Annotated in this window: 24 protein-coding genes; 19 read left to right on the plus strand and 5 right to left on the minus strand. The window is 61.7% G+C overall.

Annotation, left to right across the window (positions count from 1 at the left end; all coding sequences use genetic code 11):
- Entirely contained in the window at positions 1-450 is a 450-nt protein-coding gene (locus AC07RV_RS33440) for a hypothetical protein (protein ID WP_296779208.1), read from the minus strand.
- A gap of 360 nt (positions 451-810) precedes the next feature.
- Between AC07RV_RS33440 and AC07RV_RS33445 the strand changes: the two genes are divergently transcribed.
- The 3 genes from AC07RV_RS33445 (at position 811) to AC07RV_RS33455 (ending at position 3,469) form a co-directional block, all read left to right on the plus strand.
- Positions 811-1,260, plus strand: coding sequence for a hypothetical protein (locus AC07RV_RS33445; protein WP_296779212.1), 450 nt, complete (start codon positions 811-813; stop codon positions 1,258-1,260).
- 1,131 nt (positions 1,261-2,391) lie between these two features.
- A complete protein-coding gene (locus tag AC07RV_RS33450; protein ID WP_296779215.1) occupies positions 2,392-3,021 on the plus strand; it encodes a lipase family alpha/beta hydrolase in 630 nt (209 codons plus the stop codon).
- A gap of 241 nt (positions 3,022-3,262) precedes the next feature.
- Positions 3,263-3,469, plus strand: a complete 207-nt coding sequence (locus AC07RV_RS33455; protein ID WP_296779218.1) for a (2Fe-2S)-binding protein — start codon at positions 3,263-3,265, stop codon at positions 3,467-3,469.
- Positions 3,470-3,553: 84 nt separating this feature from the next.
- On the opposite strand, the gene AC07RV_RS33460 is transcribed toward AC07RV_RS33455, so the two are convergent.
- A complete protein-coding gene (locus AC07RV_RS33460; protein ID WP_296779220.1) occupies positions 3,554-3,694 on the minus strand; it encodes a hypothetical protein in 141 nt (46 codons plus the stop codon).
- A gap of 647 nt (positions 3,695-4,341) precedes the next feature.
- Here AC07RV_RS33460 and AC07RV_RS33465 point away from each other — a divergent pair.
- Together AC07RV_RS33465 and AC07RV_RS33470 are read left to right on the plus strand one after the other, a co-directional pair.
- The gene (locus AC07RV_RS33465) at positions 4,342-6,600 is read left to right on the plus strand and encodes a TonB-dependent receptor (RefSeq protein WP_366928996.1); all 2,259 of its coding nucleotides are present in this window, start codon (positions 4,342-4,344) and stop codon (positions 6,598-6,600) included.
- 13 nt (positions 6,601-6,613) lie between these two features.
- Positions 6,614-7,660 (plus strand): enolase C-terminal domain-like protein, encoded by a 1,047-nt coding sequence (locus AC07RV_RS33470; RefSeq protein ID WP_296779225.1) that lies wholly within the window; start codon positions 6,614-6,616, stop codon positions 7,658-7,660.
- On the opposite strand, the gene AC07RV_RS33475 is transcribed toward AC07RV_RS33470, so the two are convergent.
- Positions 7,620-8,204 (minus strand): TetR/AcrR family transcriptional regulator, encoded by a 585-nt coding sequence (locus tag AC07RV_RS33475; protein WP_296779227.1) that lies wholly within the window; start codon positions 8,202-8,204, stop codon positions 7,620-7,622. The genes AC07RV_RS33470 and AC07RV_RS33475 overlap by 41 nt on opposite strands.
- A gap of 76 nt (positions 8,205-8,280) precedes the next feature.
- Between AC07RV_RS33475 and AC07RV_RS33480 the strand changes: the two genes are divergently transcribed.
- From AC07RV_RS33480 to AC07RV_RS33525, 10 genes are all read left to right on the plus strand, one after another.
- Positions 8,281-9,888, plus strand: a complete 1,608-nt coding sequence (locus tag AC07RV_RS33480) for a serine hydrolase domain-containing protein (protein ID WP_296779229.1) — start codon at positions 8,281-8,283, stop codon at positions 9,886-9,888.
- The gene (locus AC07RV_RS33485; protein ID WP_296779232.1) at positions 9,881-11,185 is read left to right on the plus strand and encodes an MFS transporter; all 1,305 of its coding nucleotides are present in this window, start codon (positions 9,881-9,883) and stop codon (positions 11,183-11,185) included. Before AC07RV_RS33480 ends, AC07RV_RS33485 begins: the two co-directional genes overlap by 8 nt.
- Before the next feature lie 13 nt (positions 11,186-11,198).
- Entirely contained in the window at positions 11,199-12,662 is a 1,464-nt protein-coding gene (locus AC07RV_RS33490; protein WP_296779234.1) for a M81 family metallopeptidase, read from the plus strand.
- Complete coding sequence (locus tag AC07RV_RS33495; RefSeq protein ID WP_208512614.1) at positions 12,659-13,786, plus strand: aminotransferase class I/II-fold pyridoxal phosphate-dependent enzyme; 1,128 nt, start codon at positions 12,659-12,661, stop codon at positions 13,784-13,786. The genes AC07RV_RS33490 and AC07RV_RS33495 overlap by 4 nt, the downstream gene beginning before the upstream one ends.
- Positions 13,787-13,883: 97 nt before the next feature.
- Positions 13,884-14,267 (plus strand): RidA family protein, encoded by a 384-nt coding sequence (locus AC07RV_RS33500; protein ID WP_296779237.1) that lies wholly within the window; start codon positions 13,884-13,886, stop codon positions 14,265-14,267.
- Positions 14,257-15,495 carry an NAD(P)/FAD-dependent oxidoreductase gene (locus tag AC07RV_RS33505; RefSeq protein ID WP_296779239.1) on the plus strand — a complete coding sequence of 413 codons (1,239 nt, stop codon included), beginning with the start codon at positions 14,257-14,259 and terminating at the stop codon, positions 15,493-15,495. Before AC07RV_RS33500 ends, AC07RV_RS33505 begins: the two co-directional genes overlap by 11 nt.
- Positions 15,496-15,853: 358 nt before the next feature.
- On the plus strand, positions 15,854-16,279 hold the full coding sequence (locus AC07RV_RS33510; RefSeq protein WP_281078575.1) for an energy transducer TonB: 426 nt from the start codon (positions 15,854-15,856) through the stop codon (positions 16,277-16,279).
- A 125-nt stretch (positions 16,280-16,404) separates the two neighbouring features.
- Positions 16,405-17,277 (plus strand): MotA/TolQ/ExbB proton channel family protein, encoded by an 873-nt coding sequence (locus AC07RV_RS33515; RefSeq protein WP_296779243.1) that lies wholly within the window; start codon positions 16,405-16,407, stop codon positions 17,275-17,277.
- A gap of 87 nt (positions 17,278-17,364) precedes the next feature.
- On the plus strand, positions 17,365-17,799 hold the full coding sequence (locus AC07RV_RS33520; protein WP_208512619.1) for an ExbD/TolR family protein: 435 nt from the start codon (positions 17,365-17,367) through the stop codon (positions 17,797-17,799).
- Between the two features lie 10 nt (positions 17,800-17,809).
- The gene (locus AC07RV_RS33525; RefSeq protein ID WP_208512620.1) at positions 17,810-18,238 is read left to right on the plus strand and encodes an ExbD/TolR family protein; all 429 of its coding nucleotides are present in this window, start codon (positions 17,810-17,812) and stop codon (positions 18,236-18,238) included.
- A gap of 93 nt (positions 18,239-18,331) precedes the next feature.
- Here AC07RV_RS33525 and AC07RV_RS33530 read toward each other — a convergent pair whose 3' ends face one another.
- Positions 18,332-19,255, minus strand: a complete 924-nt coding sequence (locus tag AC07RV_RS33530; protein ID WP_208512621.1) for a GlxA family transcriptional regulator — start codon at positions 19,253-19,255, stop codon at positions 18,332-18,334.
- A gap of 245 nt (positions 19,256-19,500) precedes the next feature.
- Between AC07RV_RS33530 and AC07RV_RS33535 the strand changes: the two genes are divergently transcribed.
- Entirely contained in the window at positions 19,501-20,304 is an 804-nt protein-coding gene (locus tag AC07RV_RS33535; RefSeq protein WP_208512622.1) for a LuxR family transcriptional regulator, read from the plus strand.
- 95 nt (positions 20,305-20,399) lie between these two features.
- Here AC07RV_RS33535 and AC07RV_RS33540 read toward each other — a convergent pair whose 3' ends face one another.
- The gene (locus tag AC07RV_RS33540) at positions 20,400-20,996 is read right to left on the minus strand and encodes an acyl-homoserine-lactone synthase (RefSeq protein WP_296779248.1); all 597 of its coding nucleotides are present in this window, start codon (positions 20,994-20,996) and stop codon (positions 20,400-20,402) included.
- Positions 20,997-21,397: 401 nt separating this feature from the next.
- On the opposite strand from AC07RV_RS33540, the gene AC07RV_RS33545 reads away from it, so the two are divergent.
- The 3 genes from AC07RV_RS33545 to AC07RV_RS33555 all read left to right on the plus strand — a co-directional run bounded on the left by AC07RV_RS33545 (position 21,398) and on the right by AC07RV_RS33555 (position 24,083).
- Positions 21,398-21,760, plus strand: coding sequence for a chorismate mutase (locus AC07RV_RS33545; RefSeq protein WP_208512624.1), 363 nt, complete (start codon positions 21,398-21,400; stop codon positions 21,758-21,760).
- A complete protein-coding gene (locus AC07RV_RS33550) occupies positions 21,739-22,086 on the plus strand; it encodes a helix-turn-helix domain-containing protein (protein WP_366928998.1) in 348 nt (115 codons plus the stop codon). Before AC07RV_RS33545 ends, AC07RV_RS33550 begins: the two co-directional genes overlap by 22 nt.
- A gap of 194 nt (positions 22,087-22,280) precedes the next feature.
- Positions 22,281-24,083: a phage integrase family protein gene (locus AC07RV_RS33555; RefSeq protein ID WP_296779251.1), complete on the plus strand. Its 1,803-nt coding sequence runs from the start codon at positions 22,281-22,283 to the stop codon at positions 24,081-24,083.
- Positions 24,084-24,109 lie beyond the last annotated feature (26 nt).

Here is a 24,109-nt window from a genome sequence, read left to right on the forward strand (position 1 = left end):
TCATTCCTTGTGGTCGCCGGTCTGCAGCAGCTTGCGTTCGAGTTGCAGTTCCAGCGCCTCGACCATGCCGTAGGCCTCCATGTACTTCTCGCTGGCGCCCACGGCGCGCCAGGCGTCGCGCTTTTCTTCCTCCTGCGCGATGCGCAGTTCGAGTGCGGCGATGTCGTGGGCCAATGTCATGGAGGTTTCCGGGCAGGTGGGACTCCAGCGTGCGCCGGCGATGCGCGCCTGTCCGTTCGCTGGCGCACCGAACTGCCGGTGGGCGCATGTTTTTTCCTGCAGCCCCCGACGCAGGCCTTCCGTGCGCAGGTAGCGGTGCAGCGCTTCAAGATCGACAGAGCACTCCAGCACCACCTGTTGAAGGCGATAGACGCTGGCCGCCGACGCCTCAACCGATCCTGTGCGAACGGCAGAACGCAACCGGACACTTAGTGCTTGCAGCAGGTCCATGCTGTTCTGGAATGCTTCGCCGCCTGAGGATGCGGGAGCCCTTGAGGAGGCTCGCGAGAATGCGCCGAACGAGGGAATGGGGGCGGTATGGATCATGGGATGCCGGGCCGAAGTGCTACGCGCGCGATATCCGCTTTTAGGCCGATGGGCATGCAGTGTCAGTGCGCTGGAGCGCATAACGTATCCGGGCCCTTATAAATGTGCCTCGATCACCCAGAGCGCGACCAGCACGGCGGTGTAAAGGACAACCGCAAGGACTAGCGCCGCGGAAAGCGAACTCATCTCGGCTTCGATCGGCGTGAGAACTGACGGGGATGGGGGATGGCGGGGAGGGGAGGGAGGGGAGGGAGGGGAATTCTCATGGAATTGCTTCTGTGTGAAGCCATCGCACCGGACGACGTGCATAGATCAAGTCGGCGATTTCGCATGGAGCGGAAGCCGGACCGAGAACTCGCTGCCACGTCCCTTGCCGTCGCAGCGAACCTCGACGAATCCGCCATGGGCGTGGACCAAGTCGCGACCCAAGGACAATCCCACGCCGAAGCCGCCTCCCGACCGGCTGTGATTCTCCTGCGTGAAGAGTTCGAAGATCACTGGCAGCAGCGCGGGATCAATGCCGATTCCCGTGTCCTGCACCTTCACCACGGCATGGTCGATCTCGACCGTGCACTGAATCCAGATCTGACCCGCTTCGGGCGTGCACTTGATGGCGTCGTGGAGCAGGTTGAAGAGGATTTGGTGAATCCGTTGCCGATCCGCGACGATCGCGACCGACGCGGGTATCAACCTTGTCTGACTAGCCAAATTTGACTACCCGGAAGCCCAGCCGCCTCTATGGCGAAAGCGCATGCCGCGAGTTTTCACCAAGCATCGTTGGCCCCCTCGGCCGCCGGGCGAGCAGGCAGCCCCGACGAGGATGCAGTAGGTATGGAAAAAGCCCGCGCAAGGCGGGCTTTTGAATGTGGTCGTGAACTCTTACGCGGTCCACGCTACGGCAAATTCTTTTGCATGAAGTCATTTTTGTTTTTCTCGTCGTGATGACTTCGACGCGCTGGTATGAGATTCAGCTTGCCTGGCTAGGCGAGCGCTCAGGAGATCTGAGTGCTATGTCGATTCTAACATTGGCCTGCTGTCCGCAGTCGTCGTCGGCCAGGAAGAGATGTGCGGAAGCGTCAAAATTCGGATTCGTGGCACGGGGGGTATGAAGCGTCTTCGAGCGCTGTCGCCGGTCACCGGCACGAGAAAATGCCAGGCAAGCAATACCGCCGTCGATGAACGAGCTGATTGAGTATTAGCGAGGGTTTCCCCAGGCCAAGTGCGTTCCTTCAGACCAATTGAACCGACACGAGGAATTGCAGTTTCGGGCGCCACAATCTTGTTTGTACCTTACTTTTCTTGCAGTTTTCCATCGATAAATATGACTTCAAGTCGTTGCGAGATGCGTAAATGAAAAGAGCCCTGGCTCCCAGTCGATTCACGTTTCGCCAAGAAAAGAGCGCGGACTGCGTCGGGAGAAATGCGCTGCCGGCAAAAAAACAAGTCACATTGGAAGTTGTTTTGAAAATTCGGATTGCTGGCACATTTTCCGTCATACCGGCTGCAAGGACAAAAATGGCTTGGCGCGGGCTCTAAGGGCCGCACTGTGTTCGATGACTGGGGGCTGATGATGTGGAACGTAATGTCGCGCGACAGCGATGCCGTGAAGCATGGTTCGTGAATGCGATCGAAGTCCATCGACCACGCTGACCGCAGCTGATCTCCAGCGGGTGGTGGCCCGGTAGCGGTCTTTCCACCACAGCGCAGCAAGCCCACCGCCTACGGTGTGTGGCAGGCCCCGGCCGCCCACTGCGTGGCCTTAGCCCCTTTTCCCCGTCAGGCCCCATGCTTCATACTGCCCCAAGCGCACCTCCCTCCTTTCTGCTGCTGCTTGAGGGCCGCGCGATGGCCGAAGTCGCAGCCACCTTCGCTTGCTGGCCGCTACTGCAGATGGCGCCGCGCGGCGACGGCCATCCCGTACTCGTGCTCCCCGGCCTGGGCTCCGATGACAACGCCACCCATCTTCTGCGCCATTACCTCGGTTCGCGCGGCTATGACGCCCACGGCTGGAAGCAGGGGACGAATTGGGGCATCCGGCCCGGTCTGGAAGCCCGGCTCGAAGAACGCCTTGACTATCTCGCGGCCACATCGAAGGGGAGTGTCAGCGTGATTGGCTGGAGCCTGGGCGGCGTGTACGCGCGGACGCTGGCAGTCCGCCGGCCCTCGGCGGTGCGATGCGTGATTACTCTGGGCGCGCCACTAAACGGGAGCGCAGCGAAGCGATCGTTGTCCGTACCCACGACTTCGATTTTCAGTCGAACCGATGGCATCGTATCCTGGCGATCGAGCATGCAGTCGCGCGAGGCTGCGACCAGCGAAAACATCGAGGTCCATGCGAGCCACTTGGGCCTCGGCAGTCATCCGTCGGTGCTCTATGCGATCGCAAACCGCCTTGCCCAGGGGCCCGGTGAATGGCGGCGATTCGTCGCACCGCGCCAACTGGCCGAACACTTTCCCGATCCGCACCGGCCCTGAAGCGAAAGCGTGGGCGCGGGTGCCGGAAGGCGCGTCCGCGAACCTGGCCAGATGGACGTTGCATGCCGTCGACAAACGTCGCAACACAGGACGTCGGCGCAGGCTGCTGACCGCTCCATGATGGATGCCCCACGTAGTGCCGGGCTCATGTCCGACGAACTGCCGCCGTCGCTTCCATAATTTAGCGGCCTCTCACTGCGGTTGTGCGTGCGAGCTAGAGCACTCTCAGCCAAGGATCACGATGACCGATCCCACGAACGAGCCCGCGTCCGCGCGGCGGGCGCCTTCGCGCCAGCTCCTGAGCTTGCGGATCAATGGCGCGCCGCAGGCGCTCGAGGTCGAGGCCTGGGTCAGCCTGCTCGATCTGCTGCGCGACCGGCGCGGAGTGACTGGCAAGGCCCTCGGCCGCACGTGTCAGAGGAACATTTTTCGTTACGCTCCCCTTTGAGGTGATGGTCAATATATTTGCGCAGCATCTTGAACTTGGCATCGAACTTCGCGTTGATCTCCTCGGCGTTCTGGATCTGGGCGATCAAGTCCTTGGCGCTGGCGCGCTCGACCTCGGCCCCTTCGAGCCGACGATTTGATCATAGGCCGCGAAGAGCGTCTTCACGTTCTTGTGATCCGCGCCGAGCAGGGTGCAAGCATCCGACTCGGCGCGCTGGGTGGTCATGAGAATTTTCTTTGCAGTTTGTGGGAGCCGTGACATTCAGCTCGAGCCTGCTGATCCGGCATGGGTCAGTCGACGCCGTTTTCCGGCTCCGTAGACGCGATCAGGAGCTTACGCGCCGCCGAGAGAGTCGCCGGATTTGGAGTGCGAATACTCTACGGCGGGTTTCCCTCTCGCACAGCCGACGTGCTGAGGCTCGCATACAAAGCCCGGAATTGCGCCATCTTCAGCAGCTGCAATGAAGCCCACGCTCGGGTCTGAGGCCACAACAACCGCCTAGTACGACAGAACGGCCCGTTTCACGACAGCTGACACGCAGCCCCAACGGGCGTGAACGTCACGCGAGGACACTTGCGAGACCGAGGCGACCGCAGGGCGGGCCCGCACGTTACTCGGCGCGCTACGCCCTGATCGGACTCCGGCACTTCATGCCCACGTACCTATAGCGACCGCTCCGGGCTTCGATGCAGTTCGGCTGCGCGCTGTGCACCAAATCTAGCAGCTCCTTCCTTTGTGCGGCCGCGAGCAGGCGGCCACGGCTGCATTCTTTCGGATGCATGCACGGACTTTTGAACTACCCCTTGCACCTGCGAACGAAAAACCGCACAATCCAAAAAAAACGAAGCCTCATTCATTTTGATAGGAGACAAATGCTAGTTCTTCGAGATCAACTTCGCGCGCACCGGCGCCCTGCTTGGCTGCGAGCCACGATCGCCATTGCCTGTGGCAGCGTGCATCTTTACGCCAGTGCGCAGTCAGAAGCATCACCGGCTGTGCCCGCCGCCGAGTCCGTTACCCCCAAATCAATTGAATCGATCAGCGTCACCGCGCAGCGGCGAAGGGAGCCTGCAAGAGAGGTCCCGTTGACGGCGGAGGTGCTCAAAGGAGAGGACATGGAGCGCGGCGGTTACCAGTCGCTGAGTGACCTGGCCGCGTTGCTGCCGGGCATGAACCACAACCAGTCGGGGGGTGGCACAGGCGGAAGCCAGATCACGATGCGCGGTATCTCGACGGGCTCGCAAGTCGGCGCGACGGTGGGCATGTACGTGGATGACGTTCCATTCGGCTCGAGCTCCGCCTATGCGGGTGGAGGCTCGTCCTCGCTGGACCTGGGCCTGTTCGATCTCGCGAGCGTCGAGTCGCTTCGTGGACCCCAGGGAACGCTGTATGGCGCCGGCGCCATGGGGGGGCTGATCAAGTATGTGGCAGTAGAGCCGGATCCGAGCGCGTTCAGCGGCCAGGTCACCGCTGAAGCCTCCGGCGTGCACGGCGGCAAGGCCGGGCACGTCATGCGCGGCATGCTGAACGCGCCGCTGAGCGACGGCGTCGCCGGCTTGCGGGCGACCGTTTATCAGCGTTCGGATGGCGGATTCATCCGTGACGTCAATCGCTCCGGACGCCTGGTGGACGGTTCGAAGACGGACGGTGCTCGCGTCGCCTTGCTGCTGACGCCTTCGAAGGACGTGACTGTCCGGCTGACCGCGTTGACCCAGAACCAGGAGCGTGACGGCGCCTCAACGCAAGACATGGACATCGCGACAGGTCGACCTCTCTACGGCGCACTGACGAAGCGGCTCATGTTGAGCGAGCCATCCGAGGTCCGCAACGACCTGGTATCCGCAGCACTCAAGGTGGACCTGAAGTGGGCCACGCTCGATGCGATCACCGGATGGCAGCGCACCTCGAGCGCGGGGCGCGTGGACACCTCCGCACTCTACGTGCCGTTGCTCGCTCCGCAAGGGATCGTCAACAGTGCCTACGGCATGGACTATGGCTTCAGCAACCGGAAGTTCACCCAGGAGGTGCGTCTGACCTCGCCGCGCAGTCGGCAGTTTGAATGGCTGGGGGGCTTCTTCTATACCGACGAAACCGGCTCCAAGACGCAGCATCTCAGCCCGTTCAACGCGTTCGCGCAGCCGACGAATCCGATTCTGGCGGATGCCAAATTTCCATCGACCTTCCGTGAAACCGCCATCTTCGGCACCGGCACTTACTACATCACGCCGGATGCCGACGTCACCATGGGGGTGCGCCACAGCCGTAACAGCCAACGCCTCGATCAGCAGTTCAGCGGCATCTTCGCGCCAAAGCCCCAGCCTGCGTCTCAGTCATCGGAGGGTGTGACGACCTGGTTGCTCACAGGAAGATGGCGTCCTGCCGAACATCAAGCGATCTATGTGCGCGCTGCGAGCGGATACCGCCCGGGGGGGCCGCTGCCGCTCATCGTGAATCCATTGACCGGCGCACCGCTCACGAACTCCTCCTTCAAATCCGACAGCTTGTGGAGCTATGAGCTGGGCTGGAAAGGCGACGTGATACCGGGCCGCTTGTCGACTGAGGTGGCGCTGTACCAGATCGACTGGAAGGACATGCAGGTGTTCACGTCGAGCGCGGGCTTCTCCGGCATCGGAAATGCGGGGCGCGCGCGTTCTCGCGGCCTTGAATGGACGATGCGGGCTGCCCCGATCGACTCGCTGCGATTGGCTACCTCGCTCAGCGTCATCGACGCGAAGCTGGTGGACGACAGCCCTGATCTGGGCGGAAGGGCTGGCGATCGACTGCCCAATACGGCGCGCGTATCGGCCGCGGTGCAGGCTGACTACAACTTCAGCGTCAGCGGCTATCCGGCGTACTTCGGCGCGACGCTGCGCTATACGGGCGACCGCTTGAACAGCTTCAAGTCCTCCCCCGGCATTCCGCAATACAGGTTGCCAGCCTACACCGCGATCGACCTGCGCGGCGGCGTACAGGTGGGTAAGGTCAATGTGGGTCTGTTCGTGCGCAACTTGACCAATCGCCGTGGACAGACGGCAGCGGACACCACGCTGAGCACTGCGGGCGGACCGGCACGGGTGAACCTGATCACGCCGCGCACCATCGGGTTGCAGTTTTCGATGGACTTCTCCTGAGGGTGAAGACGCGATGGAAATTCTCGCGTCCGCGCAGGACATCCTTTTCAAGCAGCCGTTGGCCATCGCCGGGCGTGTGCTGTCGGGTCAGTGCGTCCTGAACGTCGACGCGCGCCACGGGCCTCATGTCGTGCACGCGGAGGCTGCCGGTGTGTTCTACCGCGGCGAGGATGGCCTCCGAATGAAGCAAGACATCGAGGCCATGCGCGAATGGGTGCCGCAAGACCTTCTCGGCGCGTGGCGCGAAGTTCAGAAAATGCCCACAGGTGGCGCGCGCAATGCGCTCGATTGGGTGCTCTGGCAGCTCATGGCAGCGCACCGGGGAGAACCCGTCTACCGCATGGCATTTCTGCCCTCGCTGCGTCCACTCCTCACCATGGTGACGCTTGGCGTCGACGATCCGGAACAGATGACGCAGGTGGCGCGCTTGCATCCGAGTGCCAAAGCTCTCAAGCTCAAGCTCGAAGGCAACGACATCGATGTCGATCGGGTCAATGCGGTGCGTGCGGCACGGCCGGACGTCACGCTCTCCATCGACGCGAACGAGGGTTGGTCGATGGCCCATCTCGAGCGAATGATGGGTACGTTGCTCGCCTGCAGGGTGGCGCTCATCGAACAGCCACTGCCCGCAGCCAACGACCGCGATCTACAGGGCTACTTCTCGCCGATCCCGATCGCCGCGGACGAGTCGTTGCAGACCATCGAGGACCTGGACCAAGTCGCACAGAGATATCAGGTTGCCAATATCAAACTCGACAAGTGCGGCGGCCTGAGCGCTGCCATGCTGTTGATCCGCGCTGCACGCGAGCGCGGCATGAAAGTAATGGTCGGCTGCATGGGGGGACGATCTCGTGCCATCCAGCCGGCGTTCATCGCGGCCCAATGGGCCGATCTGGTCGATCTCGATGCGCCCCTGCTGATGGCTTCGGACACCGCGCCAGCGGCAACCTATGCGGATGGCTACATCGGCTTTGACGATACAGCCTTCGCCATCGAAACAAGTGAACGGCCGCCATGGGCTAACGCTTCACCTTCACGGGGGCGCCATGCAGCAACTTGATCAGCAGCCGTGCGGCCTTGAGTTTGGCTTCCGCATGGGTAGGAACCCCGATCAACATCTGAGCTTGAGCCGCTACAAGCAGCGCCAGCATCGATTCGCCGATGGCGAGCACTTCAGTGTCATCTCCATGACCAGATGCCTGGCCGATGCGCACCACGGCCTCGAGCAGGGCGCGGCGCAAGCTCTTGAAGTTTCTGGTGACAACGGCTTGGACCTCGGGGTTGCGTCGCGTGATGGCGGCTACTTCGAGTGCCGTGCGCGCCGTCTGGTTGCTGGCATCCGGCCGCTCCTGAGCCTTCAGCAGGCCCTCGACAAGACCGAGCAACTCGCCCGCACTGGTGCACTGCTCGAAAGGCGATGCATTGACGTCTGCCGCTTCGATCAACTGAAGCAGGACGTCCTCCTTTGCACGGAAGTGCACGTAGATGGTGCCGATCGAAAGGCCCGCTTGGGTGCTGATCTCGGCCATCGATGCGTCGGCGACTCCCTTGCGCTCAAAAACGACGCGGGCGGCGTCCAGGATTTGCTTGCGCACCGACGCCATGTGGCTCTCATCTCGTTTGGGCATGCCGCTTCAAAAAATAATGATTGATTGTTCATTTTAGGACTGAATAAATACCATGACCCTTGACCGCACAGAAAAGCTGGAAGCCGTGCTTTCCTCGCTCCACCGCAACGACGCTCCCGGCCTGGTGGCGAGCGTGCAGCACCATGGGAAAACGTTGCTGCGCCGGGGCTACGGCATGGCGAGCCTGGATTCGGGCGTCATCAATACGCCCTCCACAAAGATGCGTATCGGCTCGACGAGCAAGCATTTCGCCTGCGCGCTGGCGCTGCTGCTTCGCGATGAAGGCGTGCTTTCGATCGACGAGCCGGCGAGCCGTTGGCTGCCCGAGCTCCCAGCAAGCCAGGGCGTGCGCACGCTTCGGCAGTTCATGAACCACACGGGGGGCACGCGCGACTATTTGGACCTCTCGTTGTTGTCCAACGGAATGACCGTGGTGCCGAGCGAAGGGGCCTTCGAGTATCAATGCCGACAGCAAGAGCAAAACTTCGAGCCTGGCGAGCAGTTCATGTACAACAACGGTGGATACCGCATGTTGTCGAAGGTGCTCGAGCGTGTGCTTGGCGTATCGTTGGCGCAGGGGCTGCGAGAGCGGTTGTTCGAGCCGCTGTCGATGAACGACACCTTCCTATGGTGTACGGACCTCGATCCGCTGCTGGGCAGCGCAACATCGCACATTGCCAAGGCCGAAGGCGGGTTTTCAAAGGGGATTTTCCCTTCCGTCATTCTGGGCGAAGGTGGCATCGCTTCCACATTGGATGACATGCAGCGCTGGCTGAGCCATCTCATCACGCCCAGGATCTGGCCCCAGGCGCTGTCGCAGGAAATGATGGCGCCGACCGAGCTGAACAATGGATACCTCAATCCGTACGGCTTCGGTCTCATTCGTGAGACTTGGCGCGGCGTGCGGATCTTTCATCATGCCGGGGGCGTGGTGGGCGGGACATGTCAGATGCTCGCGGCGCCCGAGCATGGCGTACAGATCGTGGTCATGAGCAACCGCAGCGACGTGACCGCGGCGGAGATCGCACAACAGCTGCTGATCGTGATGCTCGAGGATGAGCTCGAACCGCCGGAGGCTCCGGTGAGCCCGCAGCATTCGGATGCGCTGTGCGGTGACTACCACTGCGCCTTGAACGGTCGCCACTTTGCCATCGCGAAGCACGAAGAGACCCTGGTCCTTCGCAGCTTCGGGCTTCCGCTGCCGTTGACTCAGGCGACATCGGATGTGCTGCGCGTGAACCTGCTGTCGGTGATTGCCTTGACGGTCGAACTCGTGCGCGGCGATACCGAAAGGGTTATCGCCATCGACGTTATCGAGCAAGGACGCCGCTATCGGTGTGATCGGGTTGGGGACGCCGAAAAGGGGCCGCAGGTCGTCGAGCGCTTCGCGGGTAAATGGCACAGCAATGAACTCGGTGGCGATGTCGTGATTGGCGAAGGGCGCCCCGAATCGATGCGCGTCGCGGGACTGTATGGCCGTAGCACGTACAAGTTGGAACCCTTGCTCGAAGACACATGTCTGATGGTCAGCGAAGACCCCGCAGTACCCCTGCACGGCACGCTGCGACTTGTGACTGGCAAGGATGGCCAACGCGAGATGCTGTTGGATACCGCACGCACACGACAGCTACGGTTCACAAGGGATCGCGCCCATGGCTGAGATGCGCGCGCCCTCGCGCATAGCCCTGGCTGGATTCGGTGCCGGGGCGTTCGGCTCGACTTTGAGTTCTGGCGTGGTGCCTCTGCTCTTTCTGTTCTACCTGACAGAGTTTGCAAAGATACCACCCGCACTTGCAGGCGTGCTGTTGGCCATTCCCAAGCTCGCTGATCTGCTGCTCGACCCATGGATCGGGCGCCGGAGCGACAACGCCGCGCGCGCGGCGGGCAGTCGAAGTCATCTGATTGCCTTCAGTGCCTTCTCGCTCCCCTTGATTCTGGTGCTGCTCTTTGTGCCAACAGTGGCCTTTCCGATGCCGGTCAGGATCTTTGTGCTGGGGTCCTTCTTGGTCCTGCAATCGCTGTTGCTCACCGTGTTCACTGTAGCCCACACTGCAATCGCGAGTGATATGTGCGATGGCATGGAACATCGCAGCACCTTGATGTCCTCACGCGCACTTGGACAAACCATCGCAGGACTTTTGGTGACCGTGTTGGCGCCGCAGATCGTCGCACGCTTCAGCGCATTTCATGGCGGTTACCTCGGCGCAGCACTGGTCCTCGCCGCCGGCGCTTTTGTCGCTTTGGGTGTCTGTTGGTGGGTTGTGCGGCGGGTTCCATTGCGCACCGGAGTCGAGCGAGAGCGGCCGCCGTCGCTGCCGAAGGCTCTGCGGGCAACGCTACGCAACAAGGCCTTCTACGGCGTCGCTCTGATCCTTGTGCTGCTCGGCACCAGTTCGACTGCGCTCTTCAGCGCCTTGCCCTACGCCAACAAGCATTTGCTCAAGGCAGGTCCAGAAAACCTCTCGGTACTGCTCACGCCGATCTTTGTCGCCCTGCTGGCGGGAGTCGCCGCGGCGCCATGGGTCGCGCGTCGCGTTGCACCCGCGCGCATCCTCGGCGGCGCGCTATTTTTGGCGCTCGTCGGCGTCGTCTGGTTCACGGCCGGGCCGCGCACGCTGACGTCGATGGTCGCCGGGGGCGCGATGTTCGGTGTCGCGTGCGGAGGACTTACGGTACTGATCACCACACTGGCAATGGAGACTGCCACGCGGTCGTCCGCGAAAGGCGAAAGCCTCGGGCTCTACCTCGGCGTTCTCTTTTCCGCCGAAAAGCTTGGCCAATCGCTCGGCGGCATCGTCGTCGGGATCGGGCTCGACTGGGTCGGGACCCTGGGCGCGACGCCCGATGCGCCTTCGCTACAGCGCCTGGCTTCGCTGTGGATGGCGGCGCCGGCTTCGGTACTCGTGCTCGCGCTGGTGATGGTCGCTTCGCTCGCGCCACGTTTGCGTGCGCTTTAAGACAGGCTTTTTCATGAAGATTTTTACTTCTGCGCTGGTCACGGAGACCAACACGTTCTCGGAGCATCCAACCACGCTCGCATCGTTCGAGGAGCTTGGCATCATTCGTGGGCCCACGCCGGCGCGAGCGCTGGGCGATGTTGGCCCGATTGTGGAGCAGTGGCGTCTTCGCGCGCGCCGCTATGGCGATGATGTGATCGAAGGCGTGTATGCCATCGCGCAGCCGGCGGGGCGCGTGAGGGCCGAGGCATACGCACAGTTGCGTGGGGAGATCCTCAACGCAGCGCGCGCAGCGATGCCGTTGGACATGGTGCTGTTGTTCCTTCACGGGGCCATGGTGGCCGAAGGCGAAGACGACTGCGAAGGAGATCTGATCCGGGCCATGCGCGAACTCGTGGGCCCGCAGTGCGTGATCGGCGTTGAACTCGATCCGCACTGTCACATGACGTCCACCATGACCCAGCATGCCGATGTCATCATCCTCATGCGCGAGTACCCGCATACCGACTACGAAGCCCGGGCCACGGAGCTGTTCGATGCGTGTCGGGCCGCGGCAAGCGGCGTCACGCGTCCGGTCATGGCTGTGGCGGATTGCCGCATGGTTGGCTTCTATCCCACGACCATCGAGCCGATGCGCGGGCTTGTGAACTGGATGAGCGAGGTGGAAGCGCGCCCTGGCATCCTGTCGGTGAGTCTCGTGCATGGATTTCCATGGGGCGATGTGCCGGATGCAGGGACCAAAGTGCTCGTGGTGGCGGACGGCGACGCCGCCTTTGCCATGGCCCAGGCAACGGAGCTCGCACAGGCGCTCTATCGGATTCGTCATGCGATGCTGCCCCGCCTGGAAACCGTCAGGCAGGCGCTCGATGGCTTCGATGCACAGGGCGGAAAGCCACGACTGTTGGCAGACGCAGGCGATAACCCGGGCGGCGGGGCGCCAGGCGACCACACCGTCCTGCTCGCCGAACTGGTGCAGCGCACGAAGTTGCGTAGCGCTGTGGGGATGTTGGTAGACCCGGAGAGTGTCCAGGCGTGCTTCGAGTCAGGTATCGGAGCCCGCTTGCAACTGAGCCTGGGCGGCAAGGGGGGCGCGGTATCAGGACAACCGCTCGAGGTCGAAGCAAGTGTTCGGGGACTCGCACTCGACCATGTTCAGTGGGTTGGGAATATTCGCGACCCACTCGGTCGCGCTGCATGGATCCGAGTCAACGCCACGGACATCGTCCTGAGCAGCCGACGGCAACAGACGCTGTCGCCCACCGCTTTTACCGGCCTGGGCGTTCCACTTCACGAAGCGCAGGTCATCGCGGTGAAGTCCAGCCATCACTACTACGCGGAGTTCTCCAAGCTATCGACCGACCGGCACGTGATCGAAACCGGTGCTGCACTGTCGATGGACTTTGCGCATCTTCCGTACCGCAATCGACATATGCACTTCTTTCCCGCGACGGACAACCCGTCTCCGCATTTGGCATGAATACCACTACCTCCCTCGCTGCCGGCGAACGACAACCCCGTCTTGTCGGGTCGCCCAGTGGCGCGTCGATGATGGTTGACGGGCGGGAACTGCTTTGCTTTGGCGGTTCGGCCTATCTCGGTCTGGGCGGCATGCCCGAGCTCGTCGAGGCAGGTTGCTCCGCATTGCGGCAGTTCGGCGCGAGCACCCATCTTCCGCGCCACTATGGTTTCAGCTCGGGCGCGAACCAGCAGGCCGAGGCTGAAGCCCGTCGATTCTTCGGCGCGGAAGCTGCGATGTACTTCGGAACCGGCTATTTGTTCGGCCTCGTTGCTCTCACCGGTCTAGCACTCGACTGCGATGTCATATACATCGACGAATCGGCTCACTACAGCCTGCGGGACGGTGCGCATGCGACGGGAAAGCCAATTCATTCGTTTGCCCACTGCGATGCGGAAGACCTGGCGCGCGTTCTCGTGCATACCCTCAAACGCGGTCAACGGCCACTTGTTGCAACAGACGGCATGTTCGCGACGACGGGTGCGATCGCGCCGCTTTCGGCTTACGCACAGGTCATCGCATCTTCAGATGGGTGGCTGGTCGTTGATGAGTCGCATGCCTTCGGAACGATCGGTCCGCAGGGGCGGGGCAGCGCGGAACTTGCGCAGCTGCCTTTCCATCGCCTGGTGGTCGGTGGCTCCGCGGCCAAGGCTTTCGGAGCGCACGGAGGACTGGCACTCGGTGATGCGCGGGCCATCGCACAACTCTGGCGGACACCGGTGGCGCGTGGCGCGGTGCTGGGTTGCTCCGCTGGCGCCGCAATGACCGCGGAGAGCCTGCGCCTGATTCGCAAGCGCCCCGAAATCCTTCAGCGCTTGCGAGAGAACGCGCGTTCGCTCAAGGCGGGGCTGCGCGCACTGGGTCTGACGGTAGAGGACAACGCCGGACCGATCGCTGCCTTCGTGCATGGGGACAGTCTTCGCATGCAGCGCATCCAGCGCGCACTCTGGGACCAGGGCATCTTCGTTGCGTATTCCACCTATGTGGGTGCCGGACCCATGGGCGTGCTGCGTTGCGCTGCCTTCGCGGACCACACGCCTGAGCAGATCGCCCGGCTGCTCGGGGCATTGCGCAAGCTGCTGTAAACCGCGCGCAGCCCGATCGCTCGTAACGCTGAGTCGAGCTTTTCATCTTTCAACCCAAAGAAGTTCTCTGTGCCCCAAGGGCGAGACAGAACACATCATGACTCTTACTGCCAACCAACTTCCGTTTTCCAAGCTTCGCAGTACGAATGGGCTGCTTTTCCTTTCCGGTGAGCTCCCGATTCCAGATGCCGGACCCATACCTGAGGACATTGCGCTTCAAACTGATCTGACACTCCATCGCATCGATGCCTCGCTCCGTGGTGTCGGCCTGAGCTTGGCGAGTGTTGTGCAGGTTACCGTTCACCTCGCGCGGGCGGAAGACTTTGCGGCGTTCAATGCAGCGTACCGCAAGCACTTTCAATCGCCGTATCCGACGCGCACGACCGTGGTCGCGCAGCTATTGCTGCCCGGAGCGCGCATCGAGATCACGGTGATCGCAGCCATGGAACCAGCAACTGAAGCCACATCCGATGCCAGATGAAATCGTGGTGTTGGGAGCGGGCATGGTCGGCACCTGCACGGCCCTCGAACTGACGCTGCGCGGGCATTCGGTCACGCTGGTCGATCGCTCGCCGATTGGTCGGGAGACGAGTTATGGCAATGCGGGTGTCATTCAGCGCGAGGCCGTCGAGCCCTACACGTTTCCGCGCGACTTGAAGGCACTGATGCGGGCTGCCCTGGGACATGGGCTGGACATCAACTATCACTTCACCGGCCTTTTGGCCGCTCTACCTCAATTGGTGCGCTACTGGAGGAACTCGGCCCCCTCCCAGCATCGGCGCATCAGTCGTGAGTATGCCGGTCTCATCGAACATGTCACCGATGAACACGGGCGCTACATCGCCCTTGCTCGAGCAGAAGATCTCGTGCGGCGCAAGGGCCTTCGCTTGATGTACCGAACTCAGGGCGCGTTCGAGGATGCGGTCGTTCAGGCCGAGCGTCTGAACCAAGAGTACGGCATCTCCTTTGACGCACTTGACAGCCATGACATGGCGTTGGCCGAGCCGTCGTTCCGAAGGCCCGTCGCCGGTGCTGTGCATTGGGTGCAGTCATGGAGCGTGAGCGACCCAGGGGCGCTGGTCGAACGCTACGCCAAAGCCTTCGCGCGACGGGGCGGCCATTTTTTGCGTGCCGATGCGATCGCGCTGCAGGAGCGTTCCGTTGGATGGGAGGCGCGCCTCGACGGGGGCATCCTGCACGCACGGCATGTGGTGGTCGCGCTTGGGCCTTGGTCCGATGCATTGATCAAGCCCTTGGGTTACCGGTTGCCGCTGTTCGTCAAACGCGGTTATCACAGGCACTACGTCGGGGGTGACGGGGTGCTGGTTCCGACGTTGGACGCCGAGCGCGGCTACGTGATGTCCTCGCAGCGCCGAGGCTTGCGCATTACGACAGGCGCAGAGATTGCACGCATCGATGCGCATCCGACCCCACGCCAACTCGCCGGTGCAGAAGCCGAGGCGCGCGAACTGTTGAGTTTGGGAATTCCCGTCGAAGACGAGCCTTGGATCGGCGCGCGGCCATGTTGCGCCGATATGAAGCCGGTCATCGGGCGAGCGCATCGACACCGGGGACTGTGGTTCAACTTCGGGCACGGGCACCACGGATTCACGTTGGGGCCGGCGGGGGCACGGCTTCTGGCTGACCTCATCGAGTGCAAGCAGCCATACACGGAGGCGAGGGCGTTCTCACCCTCGAGGTTCGCATGAACGGATCGCTCAACGCTTTTGTTGCCATCGATGCATCTGCATCGACTTGTTTCTTGCCGGCATCTGGTCGGCAGATCGACGGCTAGGGGATTGATCAATGGATTTCAGTGAAAGCCGAAGACCCGGAAGCAAGGTGGTCGGGTTCTGTATCGTGGTGGGGCTGCATCTGCTTTTGGGCTGGGCGCTGGTAAGCGGATTGGCGCGTCGGGTCGTGGAGGTCGTGAAACCACCCGTTGAAGTCAGCATCCTGGAGGAGCCCAAGGCACCGCCTCCCCCGCCGCCACCTCCCCCGCCGCCGCAAGAGCCACCCCGACGGCCCCCGCCTCCGCGCAAAGTGGCGCCGCCTCCGCCAAGCTACATGCCTCCGCCGGAGGTCAATGTTGCTCAGCCTGCAGACCCACAGCCGTCCATCACGGCCAGCTCTGTGCCGCCCCCTCCCGCGCCGGTGGTGATTGCGCCGCCAGCACCGCCCGCTGCGCCTCGAGCCTTGGGTACACCTGCACGGATCGACGTGTCGTCTTGCGAGAAGCCCGAATATCCGAGGTCGGCACTGCGTGCGGAAGTCACCGGGACCACACGCATACGCTTCACGATCGATGCCTCGGGACGCGTGGCGAAAGCGGAGATAGATCGACCCTCAGGACCCACCCGAGAGCACCGCTCGTTGGACGCGGCGGCGGTGGAGGTCCTGAGCAGGTGTCCGTTCAAGCCCGGTACCGATACCGAGGGGCAGCCAGTAGGCGGTGCGGTGGCCACCGTCGAGTACGTGTGGAAGCTCGAATAGTGCCTTGTCCGCCGCCGTGCTCCCCCCGCCCCACATCCGCGTCCCAGGTCGCCCGAGAAGCGGCCAGGCTCGATCCACGTGCCAGTGATGCACGTCCTATCAAATTTTCTAATGGAGAAGCTCTCATGACCCTCGTCAAATTCCTTCGCAGCACCATGCTTGCTGTCATATCTGTCGCCCTGCTTCTTGGCGCACTGGCTGCATCGGCCCAAAGTGCGCTGGGCCCGGCGGCGCCGGTAGCCAGTGCGACGCCAGCAGCAAACACCAACGCGAGCGTATCCTCATCGACGACAGGCGAAGGCCCGGGCAATGCCGCCGGTGCATCGTCTTCTACCCATGCCATCGAGAATCCCTACGGCTTGAGCGCCCTGTGGGCTCAGGGTGACTTTGTCGCCAGAGGCACGCTGATCATCATGGTGATCATGAGCATCGGCAGTTGGTGCATCATCTTCGTCAAGCTGTACGAACAGCAGAAACTGCTCAACGCCGCCAATGCGGCCAGCAAGTCGTTCTGGAAGGCCGGCAGTGTGCAGGCTGGCGCGCAAACATTGCGCAACGGAAGCGCTTTTCGCTATATCGCCGAGCAGGGCTTGACTGCCAGCCAGCATCACGAGGGGACACTGGTCGAGCAGATCGATCTGCACACCTGGGTGACGATGAGCATCCAGCGCGCTGTGGAGAAGGTGCAGAGCAGGCTGCAGGATGGGCTCGCCTTTCTTGCGACTGTCGGTTCTACCGCGCCTTTTGTGGGACTTTTTGGCACGGTCTGGGGCATCTACAACGCACTGACGGCGATCGGTGTATCTGGCCAAGCTTCAATCGACAAGGTGGCTGGCCCCGTCGGTGAGGCGTTGATCATGACCGCCATTGGCCTGGCTGTCGCGGTGCCTGCGGTGATGGGGTACAACTGGCTGATCCGGCGCAACAAGAGTGCCATGGAGCGGGTGCGCAATTTCAGTGGCGATCTTCACAATGTGTTGATCGGAGCCAAGCGATGAGCCTCGTCGTTCTCATACCGGCTTATCTGCTCCAGGCCTATGGAACGGTGGGCTTGTCGTCGCCGCCCGTCAAGACGGAGCCATGAAATGGGAATGAACGTCAGCGCCGACGGAGATGATGAGGCTTTGAACTCCAGCATCAACACGACCCCTTTGGTCGATGTGATGTTGGTACTGCTGATCATCTTCTTGATCACCATCCCGGTTGTGACTCAGTCCATCAAGCTCGAACTCCCGAAAGAGAGAAACGTCCCCACACAAACCAAGCCGGAAAACATCGTGCTTGCGGTCAGTCGCAATGGCGAAATGTACTGGGGAATCGAGCGTATGCCCGACGTGGAGACAGTGGTCGCGCGACTGAAGACCATCGCAGTCAAGGAGCCGCAGCCCGAGGTCCACATCCGCGGCGACGCGGAGGTTCCGTACGAGGCGGTCGGGCGACTGGTGGCGGCCTGTCGACGGGCAGGCATCCAGAAGGTTGGATTCATCACCGAGCCGCCTGCGGGTAGCGCGAGTCGATAGGAGAGCAAAAATGGCAATGAGTGCAAGCAGCGGCCACGGCGATGAAGAGATCATCGTCGACATCAACACGACACCGCTGATCGATGTCATGTTGGTCTTGTTGATCATGTTCATCATCACGATCCCCATCCAGACGCATGCTGTAAAGATGAACATGCCGATCCCGAGCAGTGATCCGCAACCGCCGATCGCTACGAAAGAGATCCGCATCGAGGTCGAAACCGATGGAACGATCGGATGGAACGGAGAAGTCGTTTCAGGGCGACCTGATCTCGAGCGACGGCTGGCGACTGTCGCCGCACAGCCCGATCAGCCCGAAGTGCATCTGCGTCCGAGCAACAGTGTTCCCTATAAGCATGTGGCAGGCATCATGGCCAGCGCGCAGCGCCTCGGTGTGGTCAAGATCGGGATCGTCGGCAGCGAGCAGTTTACCAACTGACACACTGTCGGAAAGAGGCGGGGCCGTCGCCTTCGCATCTGACCGGGCCTCGACGCCCCCAGGAGGCCGAAAGAGCGATCGGAAGACTTTTGGTCAGTTGTGGCCGCTCCTGAGAGTCCCGGCCCAGTACTGCCGGCGGTATTCACTCGGCGACATCTTGAGTACCCGCAAGAATGCCCGTCGCATGACTTCTTCTGCGGAAAAACCGCAGCGCAAGGCAATGGCTTTGAAGGACATCGGCGTTGTCTCGATCTCATCGCAAGCCCGGCTGAGACGGAGCAACTCCAGCGCGCGTGCCGGCGTGATGCCAGTGGTCCGAAGATAGAAGCGACCGAAGGTTCTTGGCGTCATCGACAACCTTTCGGCGAGCGTGTTCACTGACAGGCGCTTGTGCAGGTTTTCGACCATCCAAGCATGCAGGGCAATGACACGCGTGTCCCCAGTTGCGCGTTCGGGAAGGTCGCTGCGAAACCGAAACGGTGTAGCGATCGGCTCCCAGGAGGCGCCGATCTGCGCGGTCACCCTGATGGCGATAGGCTGCCCGAGGTCGTCTGCCACCAGCTTGAGCGCGAGCTTCATTCCCGAGGAGGCCGACACAGCATCCCACAGGCGCCGTGTATCCGATGGGGCTGCTCTTTGATGCGCGGCATCGGCGACTGTGAAGCCGATGGTCCCGACCGACGCGATGCGACCGATTTGCGATCGATGCTCGAGGATCCATTCTCTCGCTCGCCTCATGTGTATGGAGGAGTTGCCCAGCATGTTCCATGCTGCACCACCGATCACCATCGCCGTGTGAACTGCTTCGCTCATATTCGATGGCAATTCGCGTGCGTTCAGGAAGGCGCTGCCTGCGCCTTGGACCGGCGTTGGCGCAGGAACGAACGTGTGGATCTCATAGAACGATCTTCCATGGCTCTCAGAATGAGCAACATTGGCGGCCTCGAAGACCTGCATCGCCGCGGCAACATCGAACAGTTCGAATCCGTCGACAACGATCAGCCAGATTTGCGCCATTAAAAGAGACTTGCGGTAGTGGGCGCGCCGAGAAATTCGGGCTCAACGCTCGTGGTTGATCCTAGATGCCGTTGCTTCGAAATGACTGCGAACGTGCTGCCGTGGCGAGAAGGGTGGAATATTTGTCGGTGTGTCGAATAAAAACTGTTCTTAGACTGTCTTGCGTCCAATTGGTTTTTCCGTCTCCATGCCCTTTAGAGCTGCACGGTGATTGATGTAGAAATTCGTTCAATGAAAGTTCGACAGTGAAGAAAATTCGCTACCTACCATTTTTGGAACAACGCCTCGGCCGCACGCTGCGGCTCGCCAAGCCTCGACTGAGCGAAAGCTTCATTCGAACGAACAACTTCTTTCTGGAGATCCACGATGCGTTGAGACGAGCTTTGGGAGCGGCTTCCAAGTTCGAAGTGATTGCGCGGGGGGCGCGACGTTTGGGGTTTGAGCACTGCGCCTATGGCGTAAGGTTCTTCGACTCTTTCGCCCGCCCGAAGACGCTGATGATCAATAACTATCCGTCGATCTGGCAGCACCGTTATCGTGAACAGGACTATCTCGCGATCGATCCGACGGTGGCGCACGGAGTTCGCTCGCGCGCGTCGTTGGTCTGGCGTCAGGAAGTCTTCGAAGCCACGCCGCAGCTTTGGTCGGAAGCGCGTGAGGCGGGATTGCGTGTGGGTTGGGCCCAATCTTCCTTTGATCCGAACGGCAGCGTTGGGATGCTCACGCTGGCGCGATCGCGAGAGATGCTCTCGCCGGCAGAACTCCTGGGGCGAGGAGCGCAGATGCAGTGGTTGGCGGATGCTGCACACTTTCACCTTTCGGACGCGCTCTGGCCGGATCAACATCGGGTGTATCCGGCGCTCACGACTCGGGAGTTGGATGTCTTGCGATGGACGGCAGACGGGAAGACGTCGGAAGAGGTTGCCATCTTGTTAGGTGTTTCGCCTAACACAGTCAACTACCACGTGAAGAACGCAATCCGAAAACTGCATGTGACAAACAAGGCTGCGGCGGTCGCGCGTATGTTGCGTCTTCGGCTGCTGATGTGAGAATGCGCAAGGTGGTGACGACGTCGCTCGAGGGTCCGATCGCTACTCTGAGAGGGCTTGGCGTAGTAGACATACCACAAGCATCGAGCCAACATTCAGAGAACTGGTTGAAGGCATGAGCGGCTGCGCATCGAGGGCTCAATTTCGATCCGACATGCGTACACGAGAAGCTGGTTCAGGCAAACTGGTCTGCCCATGCGATGTGCAACGATACCGGCGCGTCGAAGAATGCGCTCAACCCCGAGCGGCGAAACCGTGATCAGTTCGTCCGCACCACTGAAGGCCGCGAGCCGCATGACGACGTCCAGCAATGCCAACGCGCGACCAGGTGCCTCGCCTGGCTCCTGGGTTGCTGTATCGGAAGCGTCGAGGTCGATGACAGCGAATCTGGAAAGCTCCCACACCTTCGCGCTGCGCGGAGGTGGATGGCCATCAAGCAGATCCGCAAAAACGTCGCTCAGCAGGTAGGGCCGATCGGTCGGAAGAAGTCTGGCAACGCCTCGCAACCGGGCGTCTCGTTCGCGAGCCATGACATACAGGGTGTCGGCACGGTCGAACTGATCGAGTTCGGTGATGCCATCGTTTGCGAGCTTCCAGCCAAGTTTCTCGACGAATACTCGATAGCGGTAGTGCGCCATTGCCGAAAATGCGCTGGTCGACAAATTGTTGGCTGTGCCTGCGACGATGTGCATGTTTCGCTTTCGCTGGGTTGACGAGCTTGATTAGATGAAAGCGAAAGCAGTTTAGGAACTACCAGATTTGACGAAAGCCATCGGCTGGGGCCGCCGCTCGGCCACCGCCTGCCGAGTCCGAACACGTTGTGGGGATCTGGGTAGGAGAAAAGTTCAGGACATCTCGTTGCGCGGTGGCACTGGATGGCCCGCCGCCGGGATTTTCGCGATGCCGGGGCCTTTGAGGGAAATTGCGTCGCACGAAACCCGTGCCGGTGCACAGCGGGATAGTCCTTGTACGGCGCGGCTTGGCGCTCGCTGCACGGTGAGATCCGAGCGCCTTGATTTGCTTGCCATGCAAGCCTTGCTGTCGATGGCGGAAGCGATAAGGATTGCGTCCAGGAACACTTTTCACCGGACGCATGCAATCACCATCCTCGTTCTACGCGCTTGACATTCAGGCACCAGGCGCCAGCTCCGATCAAGCGCTCGTTACTCTGAAAGCACTTCACGATCAGCTCGATGGTGTAGACGAGCGTCTGCTCCAGGCACTTCGCCAACGGCTGGACTGTTGCTGGCGCATCGGTCTTCACAAGCGCAAGCACGGTATGTCGCTTCTGGAGCCTCGGCGCATGGATCTGGTCCAGCGAAGGGCTGCGATATTTGGTGCCGACCACGGCATTCGCGGCGGCTTTATGCAAGCGCTTTATTCGCTGATCATCGATGAGGCATGTCACCTCGAGCTTGAAGCCATGAAGATGCCATGCGACAGCGGATTGAGCTGACGTCGCTTGGACGGCCGCGAGCGGCTGGATCGGATGCCTTGGTAAAACCTTTATCTACACACGGGGACGACACAGCAAGCCGCCCCGCGATCGGGGGTCCATCGAGACGGCCGAGTGCCCGATGGGATACGCAGAGCGGTAGGAACTTGTTCGATCTCCGTACGGCAGCTTGCCTGTCCCAAAAGCAGCTGGCCAGAATTGCCGGTGTGCCGTGCTCGATGATCTCTCGCATAGAACTTGGCCAAGTTCAACCGCCGCCGGACGTTCTTGAGCGAATCGCATGCGCGATCGATCTGGTGGTGGCGGGTCGTTTTTGCTCCCTGTAGGAAGTCGTTGGTGGGAGTGGGCAGACGCCAAGGGACGGGGGAAGGCCGCACTGTGCGGGGTCTTCCAGCCCAGATCTCTTGATGGGACGATAGTTAGAATGGGTGAGGGTAGAGCGTCCGGCATCGCAGGCTTGCACGTGTCGTCCGACAAGGCATGCTGCGACGCCGCTATCGTCCTGTCTCCGAGATTCCACATGAAAACTCACCGCCAACGCTTGCAGCGCGCGCACTTCGCGTTCATGCGGGCGTTGATTCAGGGGCTCGACGCCCGAGCGAGCTGGGATCGGTATCTGCGTCTTGAGGGTGAGTCGGCAGACATGCGCAACGTGAGGCGCACGATCGGCTGGATGCGCGATGCCTTCGCGGCTGCTGCGCGGCGTGAGCGCCGCCCCGGTACTGCACGGCTGATCCTGCTGGATCCTGAACGCTTTGCAAGCTCGCCCAAGCTGCCGACGCTGGAGGATTTCGCCCGCGAGCAGGGATTGGAAGACTTTTCCCATGCCGAGCAGATCGAGGCTTACGAGGCGGCGCATCCAGGCGCCGGTCCCAGCGATGGTGTCGGGCAGGGCGTCGCAAGTTCGCGTCGCGCGCGGGTTGTGCAACGCCAGCTTGAAGCGCTGCGCTGGCTCGAAGACCTGACTGCTGAAGATCCTCGACCTGACGATCCGGTAAGCGCTTGGTTGAATCCCTTACTGGCTGGCCGGTTGGAGCGAAGTGGGTTACGTACGCTGCGGGAGTTGGTGGAGCACGTCAATCAGAGCGGCGCGCGCTGGTGGGTCAGGGTACCCGGGATCGGTGCGCACAAGGCGGCGCGAGTGGCTGAGTGGCTTCAAGCGAATGAGCAAGCACTCGGCCTGCGCGTGGGGCGACACGCGCTGCGAAAGCGTTCGCAACTTGCCTTCGACGAGCTCCATGCGGCGGTGCAGCCTGCGATGGAGCTTCGGCCTCTTGAGAAGTTGATGCTGCCCCCTTCTCTGGACGGCAGCCGAGGGGCATTTCGGTGTGCTCCTTCGATTGAAGGCAAGTCGCCTGAGAGCAACGATGTCGAGGCTGTTCTTGAATGGCTTCACAGCCGGGGTGCGTCATCGGGTTTGGAGATCTCGTCGATGCCGCCGGTGCTCAGCGCCACACAGCGGTCCTATCGCAAGGAAGCCGAACGTCTGCTTCTGTGGGCCACGCTCGAGCGTGGCAAGCCACTGTCGTCGCTCACGGCAGATGACGTTGGTGCTTACGCAGATTTCCTCGTCTCACCGCCCGCCGCATGGTGCGGTCCGCGTCACCATCAACGCTGGTCGCCGATGTGGCGACCTTTCGAAGGCGCGCTCTCTCCTTCGGCACGGCGCCAGGCGCTGGTGATCCTGCGTAGCCTTTTTTCACATCTCGTGCATCGCGGGTATCTCACATGCAGCCCCTTTGCGACCCACGCTTTGCCTGTGATTCCCCCGGTGGCAGTGCAGTCTGATCAAGCAGATCCAATGCAGTGGGATCACCTAGACCGGCAGTTGGGACTACAGAGCGACGAGGAGGCGGTGCGCCGGCTGCGTCGGGCGCTGCGATGGATCCGTGCCACCGGTTTGCGGATCGGTGAAGTGGTTTCGCTACGTTGCGAAGACCTTATTCCGCCCAGAGTCGAGGAAACTGCCGACGCCGAAACGGCGTGGCTGCTCGAGGTCAAGGATGCCGCAGGCATGACCAGGCGACTGCCGATTGCGGCCGCGCATGTGCGCGAACTGGAGGAGGAGCTGGCGCGCCATGGACTCGAGCCACATGTGGACGCGCAAAGCAATCGCGGCATTGCGGTACTTGCGCGCTTCGCTGCTGGGGTGCCTCGGCCTCCCCCCTGGTCCGCCTCAGGCTTGCACAAGGCGATGAAGCGTTTCCTGCTCCAAGCGGCACAGGGACTGGACGAGGCACAGGCAGCACAGGTTCGACGTCTCAACACGCACGATCTGCGCCGCGTTGCGCGACGCGCGACGCCCGGATCAGCCGCGGCATGAGTCGCGGTGGGGGCACGTCTGACTAC

Source organism: Variovorax sp. GW821-FHT09B01 (assembly GCF_059418345.1).